We start from the raw sequence: 15725 nt of genomic DNA on the forward strand, positions 1-15725 counted from the left end.
CGCAGGGGGGTGAAACCGCCTTTGACTTTGAGCCTTTGAAGTTAAGCCTTTGAAGTTAAGCCTTTGAAGTTAAACAATTAAAACCACACCCACACAAAGCCCCCTCCAATCAAAACAAAACCCCATGGACCGCCTGACCGCCGCCGAAGTCTTCATCACCATCGCCGAACGCGGCAGCATGACCGCCGCCGCCGAATCCCTCGACATGTCCCGCGCCATGGTCACCCGCTACCTGGCCCAAATGGAAACCTGGGCCGAACAGCGCCTGCTGCACCGGACCACGCGCAAGCTAAGCCTGACACCCGCCGGCGAGCAAACCCTGGCCCGCTGCCGCCAGATGCTGGAAATCGCCGCCCAGATGACACGCCCCGCGGCCGAACGCGCAGGCACGCCGCGCGGCATGCTGCGCATCAGTTGCGCGCAATCGCTGGCCGAGGATGTCCTGGCCGCGGCGGTCACGGCCTATCTGAAGCGCTACCCGGAAACGGCAGTCGACCTCCATATCGGCAGCCAGGCCGTCAACCTGGTGGAAGCGCGCATCGACCTGGCCATCCGCATCACCAACGACCTCGACCCCAACCTGATCGCGCGTCCGCTGGCCAGTTGCGCCTCGGTAATCTGCGCCGCGCCGGCCTATCTTGCCGCCCACGGCATGCCGCGCAGCGCGCAGGACCTCGCCATGCACAACTGCCTGACCTACTCCTATTTCGGCAAGAGCCTGTGGCAACTGGAACGCGCTGGCGAAACCCTGGCGGTACCGGTACAGGGCAATCTCAGCGCCAACGAATCCACGGTGCTGCTGGCCGCCGCGGTGGCTGGCGCCGGCATCGCCATGCAACCGCTCTACTCCGCCGCGCCGCTGCTGCGCAGCGGCCGGCTGGTGGCGTTGCTGCCGGCCTGGCAACCGCAGGCATTGGGCATCCATGGCGTGTACGCATCGCGCCGGCAAATGCCGGCGATCCTGCGCACCATGCTGGACTTCCTGGCGGAGTACTTCGACACGGATCCCGGATGGCAAGGCGGCAGGCCCGCGTCGCTCCGGACAGGCTAGGCCCCAGTCGTCCAATCTTCGTATTTCGGACAAGTCGTCTTTCCAGGCATTAGAATTCCGCCCGTCCCCCGAAGGATCTCCCCATGCGGAAAACCGCCCTCTTCGCATTGCTTTTTTGCACATCGCTCCATGCAGTGCCGGCAACGGCCGTGGACGTGTCCAGGATTCACGGCAAGATCCAGTTCGTCAATGCCTTTGGCGACTACAAGGTCCAGGTGGTAAACGCCTTTGCCGACCTAAAAGTGAAAAAGGTCGATGCCTTCCCCGACAGGCCTGGCGAATGGCAAATCGTCAGCGGCAATGCTGACTACAAGATCCAGATCGTCGACGCGTTTGGCGATTTCACCATCGAATACGTGAACGCCTTTCCGGGCGTGCGCAAATAGCCTGACACCATCGCACTGAACGGACGCCACTGAACGTGTCCGCAAGATGGCGGAGCCGCCGATGGCTTCGTCCCTGCCGAAATCGGGAAGCGAATGGCGCGTGCATTGCCCGACGATCAGGCGGCCCGGCACCACCGGCCAGAATCCGGGCACACACTGGCCCTTGCACCGTTCAGCCAGACTTGCTCTTCATTCAGCTGCAGCGAGGTCGAAGGGGCGATGTCGAAGGCAACCTTAAGTGCGCGCCCAACATGGGCATCCTCGATGGGAAGCTCCCAGGTCAGGAATAGTTGGGTGCAGTCCTGGTCGGGCGGGAAGTCGGCCACATCAAAACCGCTGCTGCGGCGTTGAATTACGCCATGAGGCTGACAAGTATCGAATATCACCGCCGTGCCCCGGGTCAGCGGGATGCGATGACCCAAAGAGGGAAAATGCAAGTCCTGCCCCCTGTCCTCGCTCAGGAAGAGATTGCAAAAGGCCGCACCGCCATATTGCGCACCGTCATGGTGGTACCTTGCGCCGCGGCAGGCCATGAGGGCTACGTCACTGGAGGCAAGCACCCCAGGCAGTCCAAGCGCGCACGCCCAATCGGACACGGCCTGCACGCAGCACGTGTAGTCCGGCCAGCGCGCTCGCGCTCGTGCCAGAGGCATTGCCTCGACATCCCCGGGCTCCAGGACCATGCGGGACGATATCTCCCTCGCCCAATCGGCAAGCAAACGTGCAGGGGGTACCGGCACGTCGACCGTGCCTGAGAGCACGATGTCACTCACGCGCCGGCTGCGGATGGCGTCGCCACTCCAGAAATAGGACGTGAGGAGGTCTTGTACCCGATGCTGTTGAGGGCTGTGGCTCATTTGGACCAATGTAATGCGGCTGCCTCGGTAATGTAGCGGATCATAGCCCGTCGGCCGAGTAGGTCGCCGATGAACCGGCGCAGTCTTCCCCGGAAATCGGCCAGGAAGCAAAGAAATCGGCGCGCCTCAATGGGCGCGCCGATGTCGCACAGCGCGTCGGCGCTGCGATAGTACAAATGGTGTGCGGGCCGGGAAGGCTATCAGGCAGGGAGCGCCTGCGCCAACACGGTTGCCATGGAGCCGCTGGCGGCGCAAACCAGTGCCCAGCCTGCCAACATCCGGAAACTCTGCCAACGGCTCATGATGTGCTCCTGATACCCGTGCGCCGCCATGACGGCGGCACGACGATGATGCATGGATCGCGGTACGCCGCGGTCATGCTGACCTCACGGCATACCGGTGGTTTGCTCAGGCATTCGCGCCGTCGGTGAACACGTCGCGCTTGCCGCTGCGCGCACCGTCGGTGTACGGGTCGCGCTTGTCGGTACGAGCACCGTCGGTGTACGGGTCGAAGCTGCGGCCCGGTTCAGACGACACGCTGCCGCGGTCCAGGCCGGCGACGGTACGGAAACCATCCGTATAGGGGTCGGTCTTGCCGACGCGCGCGCCGTCGGTGTACGGGTCGATGCTGCGGGCGGGCTCGGACGACACGCCGGCGCGGTCCAGGCCGGCAGTCAGGCCGCCTTCGCTGAACACGTCGAACTTGCCGCTGCGGGCACCATCGGTGAACGGATCGGCCTTGCCGGTACGGGCACCATCGGTGAACGAGTCGAACTTGCCGGTACGGGCGCCATCGCTATACACGTCGCGGGTGCGGTATTCATAGCTGTACTTGTCGGCGGAAACGGTGGCGGCCTGGGCATGGCCGGCGGCAAAAGCTGCGGCGAAGGTGGCGGCGGTGAGCAGGGACTTGGCAAAAAGCTTGGTGTTCATGATGTTCTCCAATCGAAGCATGGGTCCGGGGGTCTGCTTTGGCCGCGGGGACCGGGATTTAGCTGGATCGTCACTTCCCCTTCGTTTTACCTACCACTAGGTAGACAGGCTGGGCAAAAAAAAAGTGACTTTCGTCGTCGTTGCATATCTGCTGCATTGGAAACCGGCTGGCGGGCCTTTTCGGCCTGACCTTGCTGCGGCGCCCATAAAACACATCTTATCTACCTGTAGGTAGATAGTCAAGGGTTTTTACCAGGTTGCGCTTAAGAATATTCAGAAAAAACCTAAGCGGTACAAGCAGCACTATTGGCAGGCGCGGGATCGCGATCGAGGGCACTCGTGCGTCACTGTGCGCAATAGGCCTCGCACGCACCGCCGAAGGTTGCCATCAGGGATTGCCGCGTTGCGGCATCGCGAGCAAACTCTCCATGGCCGTGCGCGGGCGTTCCCGCGCACGCTCCTGCCGCACTCGAATCCATTGCACCGCCTCCCGCGCGGTGCCACCGGGAGGCCGTACTCATGAGCGCAGACAATGCCATCGGGCGTTCCGAACATGCCGATCCGCAAGCCATGGCGCCGGCGGACCTGCCAGTCGAGCCAGAGGCCACCACGGCAGCGTTCTCCCCGATGGAGTCGCGCCGGCACCAGATGTTTCCCCTGCTGACTGCCGGCGAGATCGCCCGGCTCCAGCATTTCGGCACGGTGAAGCAATGGCTCCCCAACGAATTCCTGTTCCGCACGGGTGATCCCGCCCACGGCATGATGGTGCTGCTGCGGGGCCATGTACGGCTGTCCCAGCGCGACGCCCTGGATCGTTCGACGGTGGTGGGCGAACACGGACCGGGGCACTTCCTCGCCGAGGTCGGACAGCTATCCGGCAAGCCCTCCCTGGTCGACGGCATGGCGCTGGAGGACGTCGAGGCCATTGCGATCCCGCCCGACCGGCTGCGCGCACTGCTGGTCGCGGAGGCCGAACTGGGCGAGCGGATCATGCGCGCGCTGATCCTGCGCCGTGTCGGCCTGATCGAACGCGGCAAAGGCCCGACCCTGCTGGGCCGCGGCAGCGAGCCACGCCTGCTGCTGCTGCAGGCCTTCCTGCGGCGCAACGGTTATCCCCACACCGTGGTCGACGCGGACACCGATCCCGACGCCGGCGCGCTGCTTGAGTTCAGCGCGGCCGCCCCAGGCGATTTTCCGCTGGTCATCTGCCCCGGCGGCGCGGTGCTGCGCGCGCCCGACCCAGGCCAGCTTGCCACTTGCCTGGGCCTGTTGCCCGAGTTCGATCCCAACCATGTCTACGATGTGATCGTGGTGGGCGCCGGCCCTGCCGGGCTGGCAACGGCCGTCTATGCCGCGTCCGAAGGGCTCTCCGTCGCGGTGTTCGACGAGTGCTCGCCGGGTGGCCAGGCAGGCGCCAGTTCGCGCATCGAAAACTATCTCGGCTTTCCCACCGGCATCTCGGGACAAGCACTGGCCGGCCGCGCCTTTGTCCAGGCACAGAAATTCGGTGCTCACGTCGCGATCCCGCTGGAGGTGGCTGCACTGCATTGCGGCGAACACCCGCAACGCATTGAGTTGTGCGACGGCCGCAAGATCCCGACCCGCACCGTGGTCATAGCCAGCGGCGCGGCCTATCGCCATCCCGCCATCGCAGCGCTGGATCGTTATGAGGGGCGCGGCGTCTACTATTGGGCGTCTCCGGTGGAAGCCCGGCTATGCGGCGGCGACGAGGTCATGCTGGTCGGGGGCGGCAACTCAGCCGGACAGGCGGCGGTCTTCCTGGCCGCGCACGCAAAGCACGTGCACATGCTTATCCGTGGGGCGAGCCTGGAGGCCAGCATGTCGCGCTACCTGATCGAGCGCATCGCGGCCCAGCCCAATATCGAACTGCATACCGGCGCGGAAGTCGTGACACTGGCCGGAGAAGAGCGCCTGGCTACCGTCGGCTACCGCACGCGTGATAGCGACCGCATTACAGAAATACCGATCCGGCATCTGTTCCTGTTTATCGGCGCCGATCCCAATACGGCATGGCTGCGTACGTGCAATGTCCGCGTCGACGCAAAGGGATTCGTGCTGACCGGCTCGGACACACCGCATGAAGGCGAGGCGCCCGCCTCCGCGCTGGAGACCAGCGTACCCGGTGTTTATGCGATTGGCGACGTGCGCTCGGGCTCCACCAAGCGTGTTGCGGCGGCCGTTGGCGAAGGCGCCGCCGTGGTCGCGCAAATCCACGGCTACCTGGCGAAACTAAAGCAGCCGGAGCCGGGAACGCTCGCCATGTAGGGCGCGCCGGGCGCTGCATAGGCCGGGGAAATATCGGGTTTTCCTGAATGCCGGCCCTCCAGGGAATCGCCGGACAATGAATTTACTCCTGCCTCCGTGCGCCGGCAATCGACCGTGTGGACGGCGCGCGACAGAGCGTGAAATGCGCTTTTATTTACTATATTGGTTGCAATGGCAGGTGCTTCAATTCGAAGCCGCTGATCGGGGAGGTTGCCATGCGTTCGCTTGCAGACAGATTTAGTCCGCCCACACCGGAGAAAATAGCAGCAAGAGAATTGCAGCAAATGCGGCTTACCCTATTCCAGGCCGAACGCCGCCTGCTGGAAGCACAGATGCAGGTCGACTACTATCGCGACCTCGTCGCCTTCCTGGAAGACGTGAGCGCCTCCGGCGTCGAAAGCGTGGTGGACAAGCGGCGCACATCTGCCGCCGCCGAGCACGCACAGGCCCATCGCTCCGCGCCCGGACTCATCACGGTGCCCGCCGTACCTTCAGCAGCCTGACGTTTCACCGTTGCCGGCGCAGCCCGCGCCGGCATGGTGATGGCGCGTCCCTCGCCCGCGCGGGGACGCGGCTGCTGCCGTGTCGCGTCTGCCGGGACGCTGTCGCACGCAACCGGTGCACGTGGCGCTCGTCATGGCCCGTCGCGCATCGCCGTGGGCTGCGCGAGCGCTGTGCGATACTGGCCGCCTTGCGCGGTTCTCCCGCGTCATCCACACAGACCCGACGCCGCGCGCGGTGCCTCGCGACGTCCGTGCCCGCCCGGGACCCAACAGGAAACTGATATGAGCGAACTGCTGCCAGCCATTGAGATCGAAACCGCGCCATCACCGACATGGTCGGTTATATGGATGCACGGCCTCGGCGCCGACGGCAGCGACTTCGTCCCCGTGGTGCCCGAACTGGACCTGGCGCCCGTACCCGGCGTGCGTTTCGTGTTTCCCAACGCGCCGGCCATCCCGGTCACCTGCAACGGGGGCTACGTCATGCCGGCGTGGTATGACATCGAGTCCCTGGACGACGCGCGCCGCCAGGTGGACGAGGCTGGGATACGTGTCACCCGCGAGGCCATTCGCGCGCTGATCGCGCGCGAGAACCAGCGCGGCGTGCCCAGCCATCGCATCGTGCTGGCCGGCTTCTCGCAGGGCGGCGCCGTGGCCTATACCACCGGCCTCACGCATCCCGAGCGCCTGGGCGGCATCATCGCCCTTTCCACCTATATCCCCTCGCCCGCGCTGCTTGCTGCCGAGTTGAGCGAGGCCAACCGCGCCACGCCGATCTTCGCCGGGCATGGCGCCGACGACGACGTGGTACCCGTCAAGCTAGGCATGCTGGCGCGCGATACGCTGCAACAGCAGGGATGCACGGTGGAATGGCGCACCTATCGCATGTCGCACTCGGTCTGCATGGAAGAAATCCAGGCAATTGGCGCGTGGCTGACCGCGCGGTTCGCCGCGGACAAACCGTCCTGATCACGGGAAGGACAAGAAGGCGGAATGGTCCGGCACGGCCATTCCGGCATGCGAGGCGTCCGGCCATGGTAGGCTCGCGCCCTCCGCATTATTCGCAAGCCCTATGAAAACCTCACATCCCGACGCTTCCGCGGCCACCCCTGCCGCGCCGCTCAAGCTGGATTTCGATACGCGCAAGGCGCTGCTGTTCGCCCTTGCCGCCGAGCGTTTGTCAGCGTACTACGAACACCGCCAGTGGATGACCGATGCCCAGGGCTCCACCCTGGCAGGCCTCTGGCTGTCGCGCTCCAGGCTGCAACTGGCGCTGGCGGAGCGGCGCCTGCTGTCGCAACTGAGCGATCAGTTCGCACGGCAACTGGCCGGCACCCTGTCGCGCGAGGCCGGCCTGTACACCGCCCATGAAATGATGGAAGCGCTCGACCCCAACTACCAGTCCGCTTTTGCGCACGACCTGCTCGACGAGTGCGAGCGGCTGCTGCGCGAGAACGGCGTGACCGAGTGACAGGCCACGCGCCGTGCCTTCGCAGGCGCGGCGTGGCCGGCACGATTCAGCGGCTGGCCACGCTTGGCGCGCGGCCCTTGTCGAACTGTTCCCCGTCGAGCCGGCGGAACACCAGCGCCGACAGCAGCGTAATGATGCCCACGGTAAGGAACGCCAGCCGGTAAGCCGTGCCCGCCACGCCAAGCTGCGCGGTGAAAAGGCTCACCAGTCCGCCGCCGATGGTGACCCCGAGGCCGATCGCCAGCATCTGCACCATCGAGAACAGACTGTTGCCGCTGCCCGCGTCTTCCACGCTCAGGCCCTTCAGCGTCACGCTGTTCATGGCAGCAAACTGCATGGAGTTGGTGGCGCCGAACAACGCTAGCTGCGCGATGGCCAGACCAGTCGGCCAGCCCGGCGAAATCGCCGCGAACGATGCGATCGAGCCGCCCACCAGCAAGGTGTTGACCAGCAGGAAGGTGTCATAGCCAAAGCGCTTGACCAACGGCACGATCCAGCGCTTGGCGACCACTCCGGCCAGCGCGGCCGGCAACAGCATCAGCCCGGAATGCAGCGGTGAGTAATCCATCTGCAACTGCAGCAGCAATGGCATCAGGAACGGCACCGCGCCGGAACCGATGCGGCAAACCAGGTTGCCGGCCAGCCCGATGCTGAAGTTGGGTTCGCGGAACAACGCCAGCCGGAACAGCGGATCGCGCCGCCGCCGGGCATGTGGAATGTATAGCAGCGCGGACAGCAGGCTCAGCGCGAACAGGCCGCCGCTCCATGCCGCGTGACTGGCTTCGCGTGGCGTGTCGAGCGCCAGCGAAAACGCCACCATGCAAAGCGACAGCAAGCCGCAACCAATGAAATCGAACGGCGGCGCGCGTCCGATGGTGTTATCCGGCAAGTAGCGCAAGACGGCCAGCATCCCGATCGCGCCGACCGGCACATTGATCAGGAAGATCCAGTGCCACGCCACCGACTGCACGATCCAGCCGCCCAGCACCGGCCCGAAGATGGGCCCGACCTGCCCCGCCACCGACACGAAGGCAAGGGCCGCGATGTACTGCTCGCCGGAGACGCTGCGCAGCACCGCCAGCCGGCCGATCGGCAGCAGCATCGAGCCGCCGATGCCCTGGACCACGCGGGCGATCACAAGCTGGTCCAGGCTCTGCGCGCCGGCGCAAAACAGCGAGCCGAGCACAAAGGTCAGGATCGCCGCGAAGTAGACCCGGCGGGTGCCGAAGCGGTCCGCCAGCCAGCCAGAAGCCGGCGTCAGCATGGCCATGGTCAGGGTGTAGGCCACGACCACCGGCTTCATGTCCAGGGGAGTTTCGTCGAGGCTGCGCGCCATCGCGGGCAACGCGGTATTGACGATGGTGGTGTCGAGCGTTTGCATGAAAAAGCCCGCTGCGACGATCCACAGCATGGCCTTTTGGGAGGATTGGCTGTTCATCTTGTACATCTCGGCAAGGACCGGCGGAGAACCGGCGCGGCCATCGGGTGGGATCGCGGGGAGCAGATCCGGAAGAACCCAGGGCCACGAATGCTATCGATGTTAATGATTGCGCTACCAATCGGGAACCCCTCTGCCTATATTGACTGTGATCGGATATTCCGATGACAATGCCGCATGCTCAATCCCGTCTGGATCCGGACCTTCGCCACCGTTGCCGCCGCCCACAGTTTCACCGATGCGGGGCGCCAGCTCGGCCTGTCCCAGTCCAGCGTCAGCGACCATATCCGGCGCCTGGAACAGCACGTGGGACGGCGGCTGTTCGTGCGCGATACCCACACCCTGACCATGACCGCCGACGGCGAGGCGCTGCTGGCGCATGCGCGGCTGATCCTGGAAGCCATCGCGCGCGCGGAATCCCAGTTCAACGCGCCCCGCCTGCAGGGACGCGTGCGGCTGGGCACCTCGGACGACCTGGCGCTGGGGCCGCTGCCCAATGTGCTGGCCGCGTTTCGCAACTCGCATCCGGACGTGGAACTGGAAATCACCATCGGCATGACCGGCAAGCTCTACGAGCTGATGGATGCCGGCGCGCTGGACCTGATGATCGGCAAGCGCCGTGAAGGCGACAGGCGCGGCACCCCGCTGTTCCGCGGCAAGCTGGAGTGGCTCGCGCGGCCCGGCACCGTGGCGGACCTCAGGCAGCCTTTGCCGCTGATCCTGGTACCCGAACCCAGCGTCACGCGCGCCATCGTGCTCGATACGCTGGCCAAGGCCGGGATGCGCTGGCAGATCGTCTGCACCAGCAGCAGTCACTCGGGCTGCATCGCCGCCGCGCGCGGCGGGCTGGGCATTACCGTGAGGGCGCAATACCTTTCCGGGCGCGGCCTGTCGCCGCTGGTCAATAGTGAAAGCCTGCCGGCGCTGCCGGAGGTGGAGTTCATCTCGCTGCGCGCGGGCCGCCTGAGCCGGCCCGCCGAAACGCTACTGCAACTGCTGCAAAAGAGCGATCTGCGCGGGTCCTGGCTGGACGAATAGCCAGCACCCGCGTGCGATTCCCGCCGGGCTCACGCATGGGCGCCGTCCTGGTACGGGTCGAAGCTACGGGCCGGGGATGCCGATACGCCGCGCGTGTCCATGCCGGCCAGCTTCTGCGCGCCATCGGTGAACGGGTCGATGTTGCGAGCCGGATCGGACGAAACGCCAATGCGGTCCAGGCCGGCAATGCGGGCGCCGTCGGTGAACGGATCAACCATGCGGGTGCGGGCGCCATCGGTGTACGGGTCGATGCTGCGAGCCGGATCGGACGAGACGCCAGCGCGGTCCAGGCCGGCAATGCGGGCGCAGTCGGTGAACGGATCAACCATGCGGGTGCGGGCGCCATCGGTGAAGCTATCGAACCTGCCGCCACGGGCGCCATCGGTGAATGCGCTCACGGGTGCCGTGCGTGCGCCGTCGCTGAATACGTCGCGCGCGCCGCTGTGCATCGACTGGGCATAGGGCGCGCTGCCAGCGCGATCGGCATCCGCGCTGGCGGCGTGGGCGCTGCCCAGGGCGAACACGGCACCGGCAATGGCGGCGGCGGCAAACAGCGACTTGGCGAGGTTCGGGTACATGGCAATCTCCAACTGGGTGAATGAGCCCATTCGTCGCCGGCAACCGATGGAACTTACAGGTTTTTTCAGATTATTTGCCGAAGCCCGTTCGCCTCGATCCGCGTGCGGTGCCCTGCACGTGGACACGCCTCGCAGCCCGACGCGGCGCCCTGCCCCGCCCGCACCTGACTGGCCTAAGCCTTATTCCAGCCATCTTCCAGTCAAAAGGATGAGCCCGGCCAAAAGCTTATCCCCCCCAATACCGTGACGATCTCCAACCTCCGGCCAGTGTCGGCAAGCGTACGCATGACGCTAAATACAGTAACGGGTCAGGCGCCGCTGCGTGGCAAACCGAACAGAACAAGACAGAACGGCTGACGCCGTGGCCGGGACTTTTCGACTAGGGGAGATTGGGATGACCGACACAGAACTGGACCTGTCCGGCAATCATTTGCTGGGCGCACTGCCGCAGCGCGAGCGCCGCCTGCTCATTTCGCGGCTCGATAGCGTCAACCTGCGCACAGGGCAACTGTTGAGCGACTCCGGGCAACGCATCCGGCATCTCTACTTCCCGAGCACCGCGGTGATCTCGATGATGTCGCTGCAGGAAAGCGGCGCTACCGTCGAACTGGCCTCGGTGGGCCGCGAAGGGATGGTTGGTCTGCCCGCGCTGACCGGCGGCGAGACCATGCCCAACCGCATCGAGGTACGCAGTAGCGGATGCGGCTTCCGCGTGGCCGCCGGCGACCTGCGCGCCATCTACCCCGAGCTGCCCACGCTGCAGCGCATGGCCCTGCTCTATATGCAGGCGCTGCTCACGCAGGTTTCGCAAACGGCGGTCTGCATCCGCCATCATTCGCTGACCACCCAGTTGTGCCGCTGGCTGCTGCTGGCGCTGGACCGTTCGCCCTGCAACGAGCTGGATGTCACCCAGCAGACCATCGCCGACATGCTCGGCGTGCGCCGCGAGGGTGTCACCGAAGCCGTGGGCAAGCTGGCGGAGCTGCGCATGATCAGCCACAGCCGTGGCCATATCACCGTCATCGACCGCGCCGGGCTGGAAGGCTTCTCCGGCGAGTCCTACCGCATCGTGCGCAACGAATTCGACCGCCTGCTCAGCCCTGCCGCGAGCTAGCCGGCGGTGGCATGTGCCAGCGCCTGGTAAGCGGTGGCAAGGTGGTAGGGCGTGGTCGAAGGCATTTCGGCCCGCTCCACCTTGCCTTGCGCCGACAGGCATTCGTACCAGCCGCCCGCGTGGAGAAAACGCGCCGGGAACGATTGCAGCCATGCCTGCAGGTGTGCGAGCGCAACACGATCGCCGCGCACCACCAGCGCCCGCCCGAATTCGGTCTGCGCCCAGATCCGCTGGAGCGGGTCGCGCACAGAGCCGTCCAGATTCAGCGCCGCTGCCACGCCCATGGTGCCGGTATCGACACCGTGCCCCAGGGCGAAGTCGAAGGCCCGCGTCAGCGCCTGGCTGAGCGGCGAGCCGTCGAACAGGGACGGCGCCGAAGCGAGCAGCGAAAACCACTCGAACTGGTGTCCGGGCTCGATCCGGTTGCCGGCGTTGTCCGTCGTCAACGGCAACTCGGTGATGCAACCGCTGGCCGGATCGACAAAGCTGGCCAGCATGGCTGCGGCAATGGCCGCCAGCCGGTCCGCGTAAAGATTGTCCCCCGTGACCTCGTGAGCCGCCAGGTAAGCCTCGGTCAGGTGCATGATCGGGTTTTGCAGCGGCGTGCCCCCAATGGGGCTGAAGTCTTGCGCGAGCCCGGCGTGGTAGAGGCCGTCCGCCATGCGGAAACGCTGTTCGATCAGCCGCGCCGTGCCGTCCAGCAAGGCGCGCGCCTCGGGGCTGCCAGTCCGCTTGAAATACGCTGCGCAAGCGAAGACCACGAAGGCGTGGGTGTACAAGTCCTTGGTGCTATCGAGCGGCTGGCCGTGCGCATCGATGCTGTAGACGAAGCCGCCGTACCCGCCATCGGCGAAGCGGCCGCGCAGCGACGCGAACAGCCGCGCGGCGTGGGCGGCCGCGTCGGCGCCCTCGCACCGGGAAAACACGTAAATCTGGCGCGCGCATGCCATGGCGCGATAGCGCGCCACCGGCAGCGGCCGGCGATCGGTGGCCGACAGCGCCTCATAGGGCAGTTGCATGGCGGTATTCCAGCCCGGACCGTTCCATAGGGGCAGGATGGCGGCATCGTAGTGCGCGAGCAGCGTGGCAACGGACGCGGCAATGGAAGCAGCGCCGGTTGGGGCGAGGGTTGGCGTAACGTTCATGCGGGAAGGAATTCGGTAAGGGGCGCGCCATCGCGCGTACCCGGCTAAGTATTCATGACCCAGACCCGGGGGGCCGGGAACGGCAACCAAGGCGTCCCGGAGACTGGCATCCGTGCAATATACCTCAGCACGGCAACCGGTCTTCCCGACCAGCCGGCGCCGGGGATGGCGCCTGGATGCGCCGGATCATGCACAAGGGCAGGCGCGCGCCTTCCGATCCGCATTCCGGCGGCCTGCCGCAACCCGGAGTGGCGGCCTCGCCCCACCTGGCGTTTCATGCCAATGGCAAGCTTGAACCCGCCGGCAGATCGCCTAACCTTACCGCGTGGACCCTTGCTTCGAGAACCGCGACGAGCGGCTATCGCGCCGCATTCCGCGCCCGCCGCGGCGCCTGGACCACATTCCTGGTTTGTGCAGATATCACGGCCGGAGGGATTCCCGCCTTCCGTCCTCCCCGCACTTTCTGGCCATCCGGCGCCTGCCGGAGGTTACGCCCATGCTCCATGGGAGAGCACGATGGAAAAGCCAGTCGTAAGCCCCTTGCGTTTTGTCGAGATGCTGAACGCCAGGCTGCCCGCCCATCCCCTGTATCAGGAGGGGATGCGCGTGTACGCCATTCCCAATCATTCAGAGCACCCTCACAGCCTGGTCTGCGTCGGTCCGCGCGGCGTCAAAGGCGTATGCGCAACGGTGGAACTGATCGTGCGCGGCGAGTGCGAGATCTTCCCCGACATACCGGGCGACTGGCACGCAGCCCCCCGCGCCACCGCGCGCGCCTCCAGCCGCTAGGGCGCCACCGTCCGGCCACGCGCGGACCCGTTCCAGCCTCCGATAAGGCCGGAGCGGCAATGTCACGCGGCTGCGCGCCCTTCCTCGGCAGAGGCTGGAATCCGGACGACGCCGGCGCTGTCGGAACTCGTGACGCCTGCCGGATACCGTGCGGCAAACACCAGGCGGCCCGCTGACCACGTATGCGTCACCAGCGGCTGGCCCGCCACCTTTGCCACCGCCACCAGGTCGGCACGCAACCCGGCCGCGATGCGGCCGCGGTCGGTCAGCCCGCAGGCCGCCGCCGGGTTGGCGCTGACCAGCGCGGCAGCCCGCGGCAAGCTCAGGTCCGCCTGCCGCTCGGCGGCGAAGGCCGCCGCGATCAGCGTGGATGGCTGGTAGTCCGAACACAGGCAATCCGCCACGCCAGCGCGGATGGCGTCGATGGCGCGCATCGAACCGCTCTGGCTCTGGCCGCGCAGCACATTGGGCGCGCCGAGGATGGTCGGCAGCCCTTGCGCCTTGGCCGCCTGCGCGGTCTCCAGGTTGATCGGGAACTCGCTCATGCGCACGCCCAGCGCCTGCATGGCGGCAATGCGCTCGACCGAATCGTCGTCGTGGCTGGCGGCGGGAATGCCCATCCGCGCGGCCAGCGCCAGCAGGCGTTCCACGCGCTCCAGCGCGCCATGCTTCTCCACCAGTTTCTTGTCGGCGGCGGCGCGCGCTTCTTCGCGGCTCATGGCATGGTTGCCCATCATGTAGGCCAGGTACGCTTCGAGCGTCTTGAACTGGCCCTGGCCGGGCGAGTGGTCCATCACGGAGACCAGGTCCACCACGCCGGCCTCCATCAGTTGCGCCAGCACGGGCAGCGCGCTGGCATCGGTGACTTCGTAGCGGCAATGGACACGGTTGTCCACCAGGCTGTGATCGCGGAAAGCCGTGACGGCGCGCACCAGGGCGCTGGCGGTGTCGTAGTTGCGCACGCCGAACGTATGGCTGGCGAACGACACCGCATGATAAGGCGTGGTGATGCCGGCAGCGGCGTTGCGGCGGTCGACCTGCGCCACGGCAAAATCGAGCGGGAACATCACGCGCGAGCGCGGTTCGGCTTCTTTCTCGATCGCATCGCAATGCAGGTCGATCAGGCCGGGCATCAGGGTCTGGCCGCGCAGGTCGATCACCTGGGTGGCGCGCGGTACGGCGGCGGCATCCGGCTCGATGGCCGCAATCAGTCCATTCTCGATCAGCAATGCGCTGTCGGAGAGCACGCCGTCGGGCAGGACGATCCGCGCATGGGTCAGGTAGGCAGGAAGCATGGTCGGTTCCGGGAACGATTGGGAACGGATAAAAGGCAACAACGAATCGGCTCAGCCAGCCACGGCGGCAAGCTTGCCGGCGGGCGCGGCCTCGGTGACGGCGGGCGGATGCAAGGGCAGCAACCGGGTGGCCACGGCATCGCGCACCGCTTCGTCGTGGAAGATGCCGACCAGGCAACGGCCCTCGGCCAGCGCCTCGCGAATCAGCGCCACCACCACGGCGCGGTTGTCGGCATCGAGCGAGGCGGTCGGCTCGTCGAGCAGCAGCACCGGATGACCGCCGATCAACCCGCGCGCGATGTTCACGCGCTGCTGCTCGCCGCCCGAGAAGGTCGCGGGCGGGAGGCTCCACAGACGGTCCGGCACCTGCAGCCGCGCCAGCAGCGTCGCCGCGCGCTCGCGCGCTTCATCGGCGCCGGCGCCGCGCTGCTGCAGCGGCTCGGCCACCACGTCGAGCGTGCTCACGCGCGGGATCACGTGGAGGAACTGGCTGACATAGCCGATCACCTCGCGGCGCAGTTGCAGGATGCGCTGCTCAGGCGCGCGGGTCAGTTCCACCCAGTCGTTGCCGTCGCGGATGCGGATGCTGCCTTCGGTGGCCAGGTAGTTGCCGTACAGGCAGCGCAGCAGCGTGCTCTTGCCCGCGCCCGAACTGCCGGCCAGCACCAGGCACTCGCCGGCGGCGGCGTCGAAGTCGATGGCCTGCAGTACGGGCAGACGCGTGCCGCCCTGGTTATGCAGCACGAAGGTCTTGCCGAGGCCGCGCACCTGGATGCGGCTGGCGCCGGCGGCATCGACGGTATTGGCATAGCCTTGAAGGCTGTCGGAGTCTTGCGTCATG

The 15725-nt window shown here is 66.3% G+C and carries 16 protein-coding genes; 9 read left to right on the forward strand and 7 right to left on the reverse strand.

The window, feature by feature from the left end; genetic code table 11:
* The first annotated feature begins 124 nt into the window (after nt 1-124).
* Complete coding sequence (locus tag CF70_RS03990) at nt 125-1051, forward strand: LysR family transcriptional regulator (RefSeq protein ID WP_035860681.1); 927 nt, start codon at nt 125-127, stop codon at nt 1049-1051.
* 83 nt (nt 1052-1134) lie between these two features.
* Nucleotides 1135-1437 (forward strand): hypothetical protein, encoded by a 303-nt coding sequence (locus tag CF70_RS03995; protein WP_035860684.1) that lies wholly within the window; start codon nt 1135-1137, stop codon nt 1435-1437.
* Nucleotides 1438-1553: 116 nt separating this feature from the next.
* On the opposite strand, the gene CF70_RS04000 is transcribed toward CF70_RS03995, so the two are convergent.
* Both CF70_RS04000 and CF70_RS04005 read right to left on the reverse strand, forming a co-directional pair.
* Nucleotides 1554-2294, reverse strand: coding sequence for a hypothetical protein (locus CF70_RS04000; protein ID WP_035860686.1), 741 nt, complete (start codon nt 2292-2294; stop codon nt 1554-1556).
* A gap of 408 nt (nt 2295-2702) precedes the next feature.
* Nucleotides 2703-3227, reverse strand: coding sequence for a hypothetical protein (locus CF70_RS04005; protein ID WP_035860688.1), 525 nt, complete (start codon nt 3225-3227; stop codon nt 2703-2705).
* 519 nt (nt 3228-3746) lie between these two features.
* Here CF70_RS04005 and CF70_RS04010 point away from each other — a divergent pair.
* The 4 genes from CF70_RS04010 (at nt 3747) to CF70_RS04025 (ending at nt 7487) form a co-directional block, all read left to right on the forward strand.
* Nucleotides 3747-5513, forward strand: a complete 1767-nt coding sequence (locus CF70_RS04010; protein WP_035860691.1) for an FAD-dependent oxidoreductase — start codon at nt 3747-3749, stop codon at nt 5511-5513.
* Nucleotides 5514-5728: 215 nt separating this feature from the next.
* Nucleotides 5729-6016, forward strand: coding sequence for a hypothetical protein (locus CF70_RS04015; protein ID WP_035860742.1), 288 nt, complete (start codon nt 5729-5731; stop codon nt 6014-6016).
* Nucleotides 6017-6298: 282 nt separating this feature from the next.
* On the forward strand, nt 6299-6985 hold the full coding sequence (locus tag CF70_RS04020; protein WP_035860694.1) for an alpha/beta hydrolase: 687 nt from the start codon (nt 6299-6301) through the stop codon (nt 6983-6985).
* A gap of 103 nt (nt 6986-7088) precedes the next feature.
* On the forward strand, nt 7089-7487 hold the full coding sequence (locus CF70_RS04025; protein WP_035860697.1) for a hypothetical protein: 399 nt from the start codon (nt 7089-7091) through the stop codon (nt 7485-7487).
* 46 nt (nt 7488-7533) lie between these two features.
* Here CF70_RS04025 and mdtD read toward each other — a convergent pair whose 3' ends face one another.
* Entirely contained in the window at nt 7534-8925 is a 1392-nt protein-coding gene (mdtD, locus tag CF70_RS04030; protein ID WP_035860745.1) for a multidrug transporter subunit MdtD, read from the reverse strand.
* Between the two features lie 177 nt (nt 8926-9102).
* Here mdtD and CF70_RS04035 point away from each other — a divergent pair, with 177 nt between their 5' ends.
* Nucleotides 9103-9963, forward strand: a complete 861-nt coding sequence (locus CF70_RS04035; RefSeq protein ID WP_035860700.1) for a LysR family transcriptional regulator — start codon at nt 9103-9105, stop codon at nt 9961-9963.
* Between the two features lie 29 nt (nt 9964-9992).
* Here CF70_RS04035 and CF70_RS04040 read toward each other — a convergent pair whose 3' ends face one another.
* Nucleotides 9993-10541 carry a hypothetical protein gene (locus CF70_RS04040; protein WP_035860747.1) on the reverse strand — a complete coding sequence of 183 codons (549 nt, stop codon included), beginning with the start codon at nt 10539-10541 and terminating at the stop codon, nt 9993-9995.
* A 394-nt stretch (nt 10542-10935) separates the two neighbouring features.
* On the opposite strand from CF70_RS04040, the gene CF70_RS04045 reads away from it, so the two are divergent.
* Nucleotides 10936-11655, forward strand: coding sequence for a Crp/Fnr family transcriptional regulator (locus tag CF70_RS04045; protein ID WP_035860702.1), 720 nt, complete (start codon nt 10936-10938; stop codon nt 11653-11655).
* On the opposite strand, the gene CF70_RS04050 is transcribed toward CF70_RS04045, so the two are convergent.
* Complete coding sequence (locus CF70_RS04050; protein ID WP_035860706.1) at nt 11652-12800, reverse strand: AGE family epimerase/isomerase; 1149 nt, start codon at nt 12798-12800, stop codon at nt 11652-11654. The two genes, CF70_RS04045 and CF70_RS04050, sit on opposite strands and share 4 nt — an antisense overlap.
* A gap of 516 nt (nt 12801-13316) precedes the next feature.
* On the opposite strand from CF70_RS04050, the gene CF70_RS04055 reads away from it, so the two are divergent.
* The gene (locus CF70_RS04055) at nt 13317-13589 is read left to right on the forward strand and encodes a hypothetical protein (protein WP_035860708.1); all 273 of its coding nucleotides are present in this window, start codon (nt 13317-13319) and stop codon (nt 13587-13589) included.
* A 62-nt stretch (nt 13590-13651) separates the two neighbouring features.
* Here CF70_RS04055 and CF70_RS04060 read toward each other — a convergent pair whose 3' ends face one another.
* Nucleotides 13652-14884 (reverse strand): alpha-D-ribose 1-methylphosphonate 5-triphosphate diphosphatase, encoded by a 1233-nt coding sequence (locus tag CF70_RS04060; protein WP_035860712.1) that lies wholly within the window; start codon nt 14882-14884, stop codon nt 13652-13654.
* Between the two features lie 51 nt (nt 14885-14935).
* On the reverse strand, nt 14936-15724 hold the full coding sequence (gene phnL, locus CF70_RS04065; protein WP_235184872.1) for a phosphonate C-P lyase system protein PhnL: 789 nt from the start codon (nt 15722-15724) through the stop codon (nt 14936-14938).
* Nucleotide 15725: the final 1 nt, after the last annotated feature.

It is taken from the genome of Cupriavidus sp. SK-3, assembly GCF_000611145.1.
Taxonomy (GTDB): domain Bacteria; phylum Pseudomonadota; class Gammaproteobacteria; order Burkholderiales; family Burkholderiaceae; genus Cupriavidus.

Bases quoted from the DNA above. Each gene is read 5' to 3' on its own strand.
- CF70_RS03990 (WP_035860681.1), top strand. From the start codon at position 125: ATGGACCGCCTGACCGCCGCCGAAGTCTTCATCACCATCGCCGAACGC.
- CF70_RS03995 (WP_035860684.1), top strand. From the start codon at position 1,135: ATGCGGAAAACCGCCCTCTTCGCATTGCTTTTTTGCACATCGCTCCAT.
- CF70_RS04000 (WP_035860686.1), bottom strand. From the start codon at position 2,294: ATGAGCCACAGCCCTCAACAGCATCGGGTACAAGACCTCCTCACGTCC.
- CF70_RS04005 (WP_035860688.1), bottom strand. From the start codon at position 3,227: ATGAACACCAAGCTTTTTGCCAAGTCCCTGCTCACCGCCGCCACCTTC.
- CF70_RS04010 (WP_035860691.1), top strand. From the start codon at position 3,747: ATGAGCGCAGACAATGCCATCGGGCGTTCCGAACATGCCGATCCGCAA.
- CF70_RS04015 (WP_035860742.1), top strand. From the start codon at position 5,729: ATGCGTTCGCTTGCAGACAGATTTAGTCCGCCCACACCGGAGAAAATA.
- CF70_RS04020 (WP_035860694.1), top strand. From the start codon at position 6,299: ATGAGCGAACTGCTGCCAGCCATTGAGATCGAAACCGCGCCATCACCG.
- CF70_RS04025 (WP_035860697.1), top strand. From the start codon at position 7,089: ATGAAAACCTCACATCCCGACGCTTCCGCGGCCACCCCTGCCGCGCCG.
- mdtD (WP_035860745.1), bottom strand. From the start codon at position 8,925: ATGAACAGCCAATCCTCCCAAAAGGCCATGCTGTGGATCGTCGCAGCG.
- CF70_RS04035 (WP_035860700.1), top strand. From the start codon at position 9,103: ATGCTCAATCCCGTCTGGATCCGGACCTTCGCCACCGTTGCCGCCGCC.
- CF70_RS04040 (WP_035860747.1), bottom strand. From the start codon at position 10,541: ATGTACCCGAACCTCGCCAAGTCGCTGTTTGCCGCCGCCGCCATTGCC.
- CF70_RS04045 (WP_035860702.1), top strand. From the start codon at position 10,936: ATGACCGACACAGAACTGGACCTGTCCGGCAATCATTTGCTGGGCGCA.
- CF70_RS04050 (WP_035860706.1), bottom strand. From the start codon at position 12,800: ATGAACGTTACGCCAACCCTCGCCCCAACCGGCGCTGCTTCCATTGCC.
- CF70_RS04055 (WP_035860708.1), top strand. From the start codon at position 13,317: ATGGAAAAGCCAGTCGTAAGCCCCTTGCGTTTTGTCGAGATGCTGAAC.
- CF70_RS04060 (WP_035860712.1), bottom strand. From the start codon at position 14,884: ATGCTTCCTGCCTACCTGACCCATGCGCGGATCGTCCTGCCCGACGGC.
- phnL (WP_235184872.1), bottom strand. From the start codon at position 15,724: ATGACGCAAGACTCCGACAGCCTTCAAGGCTATGCCAATACCGTCGAT.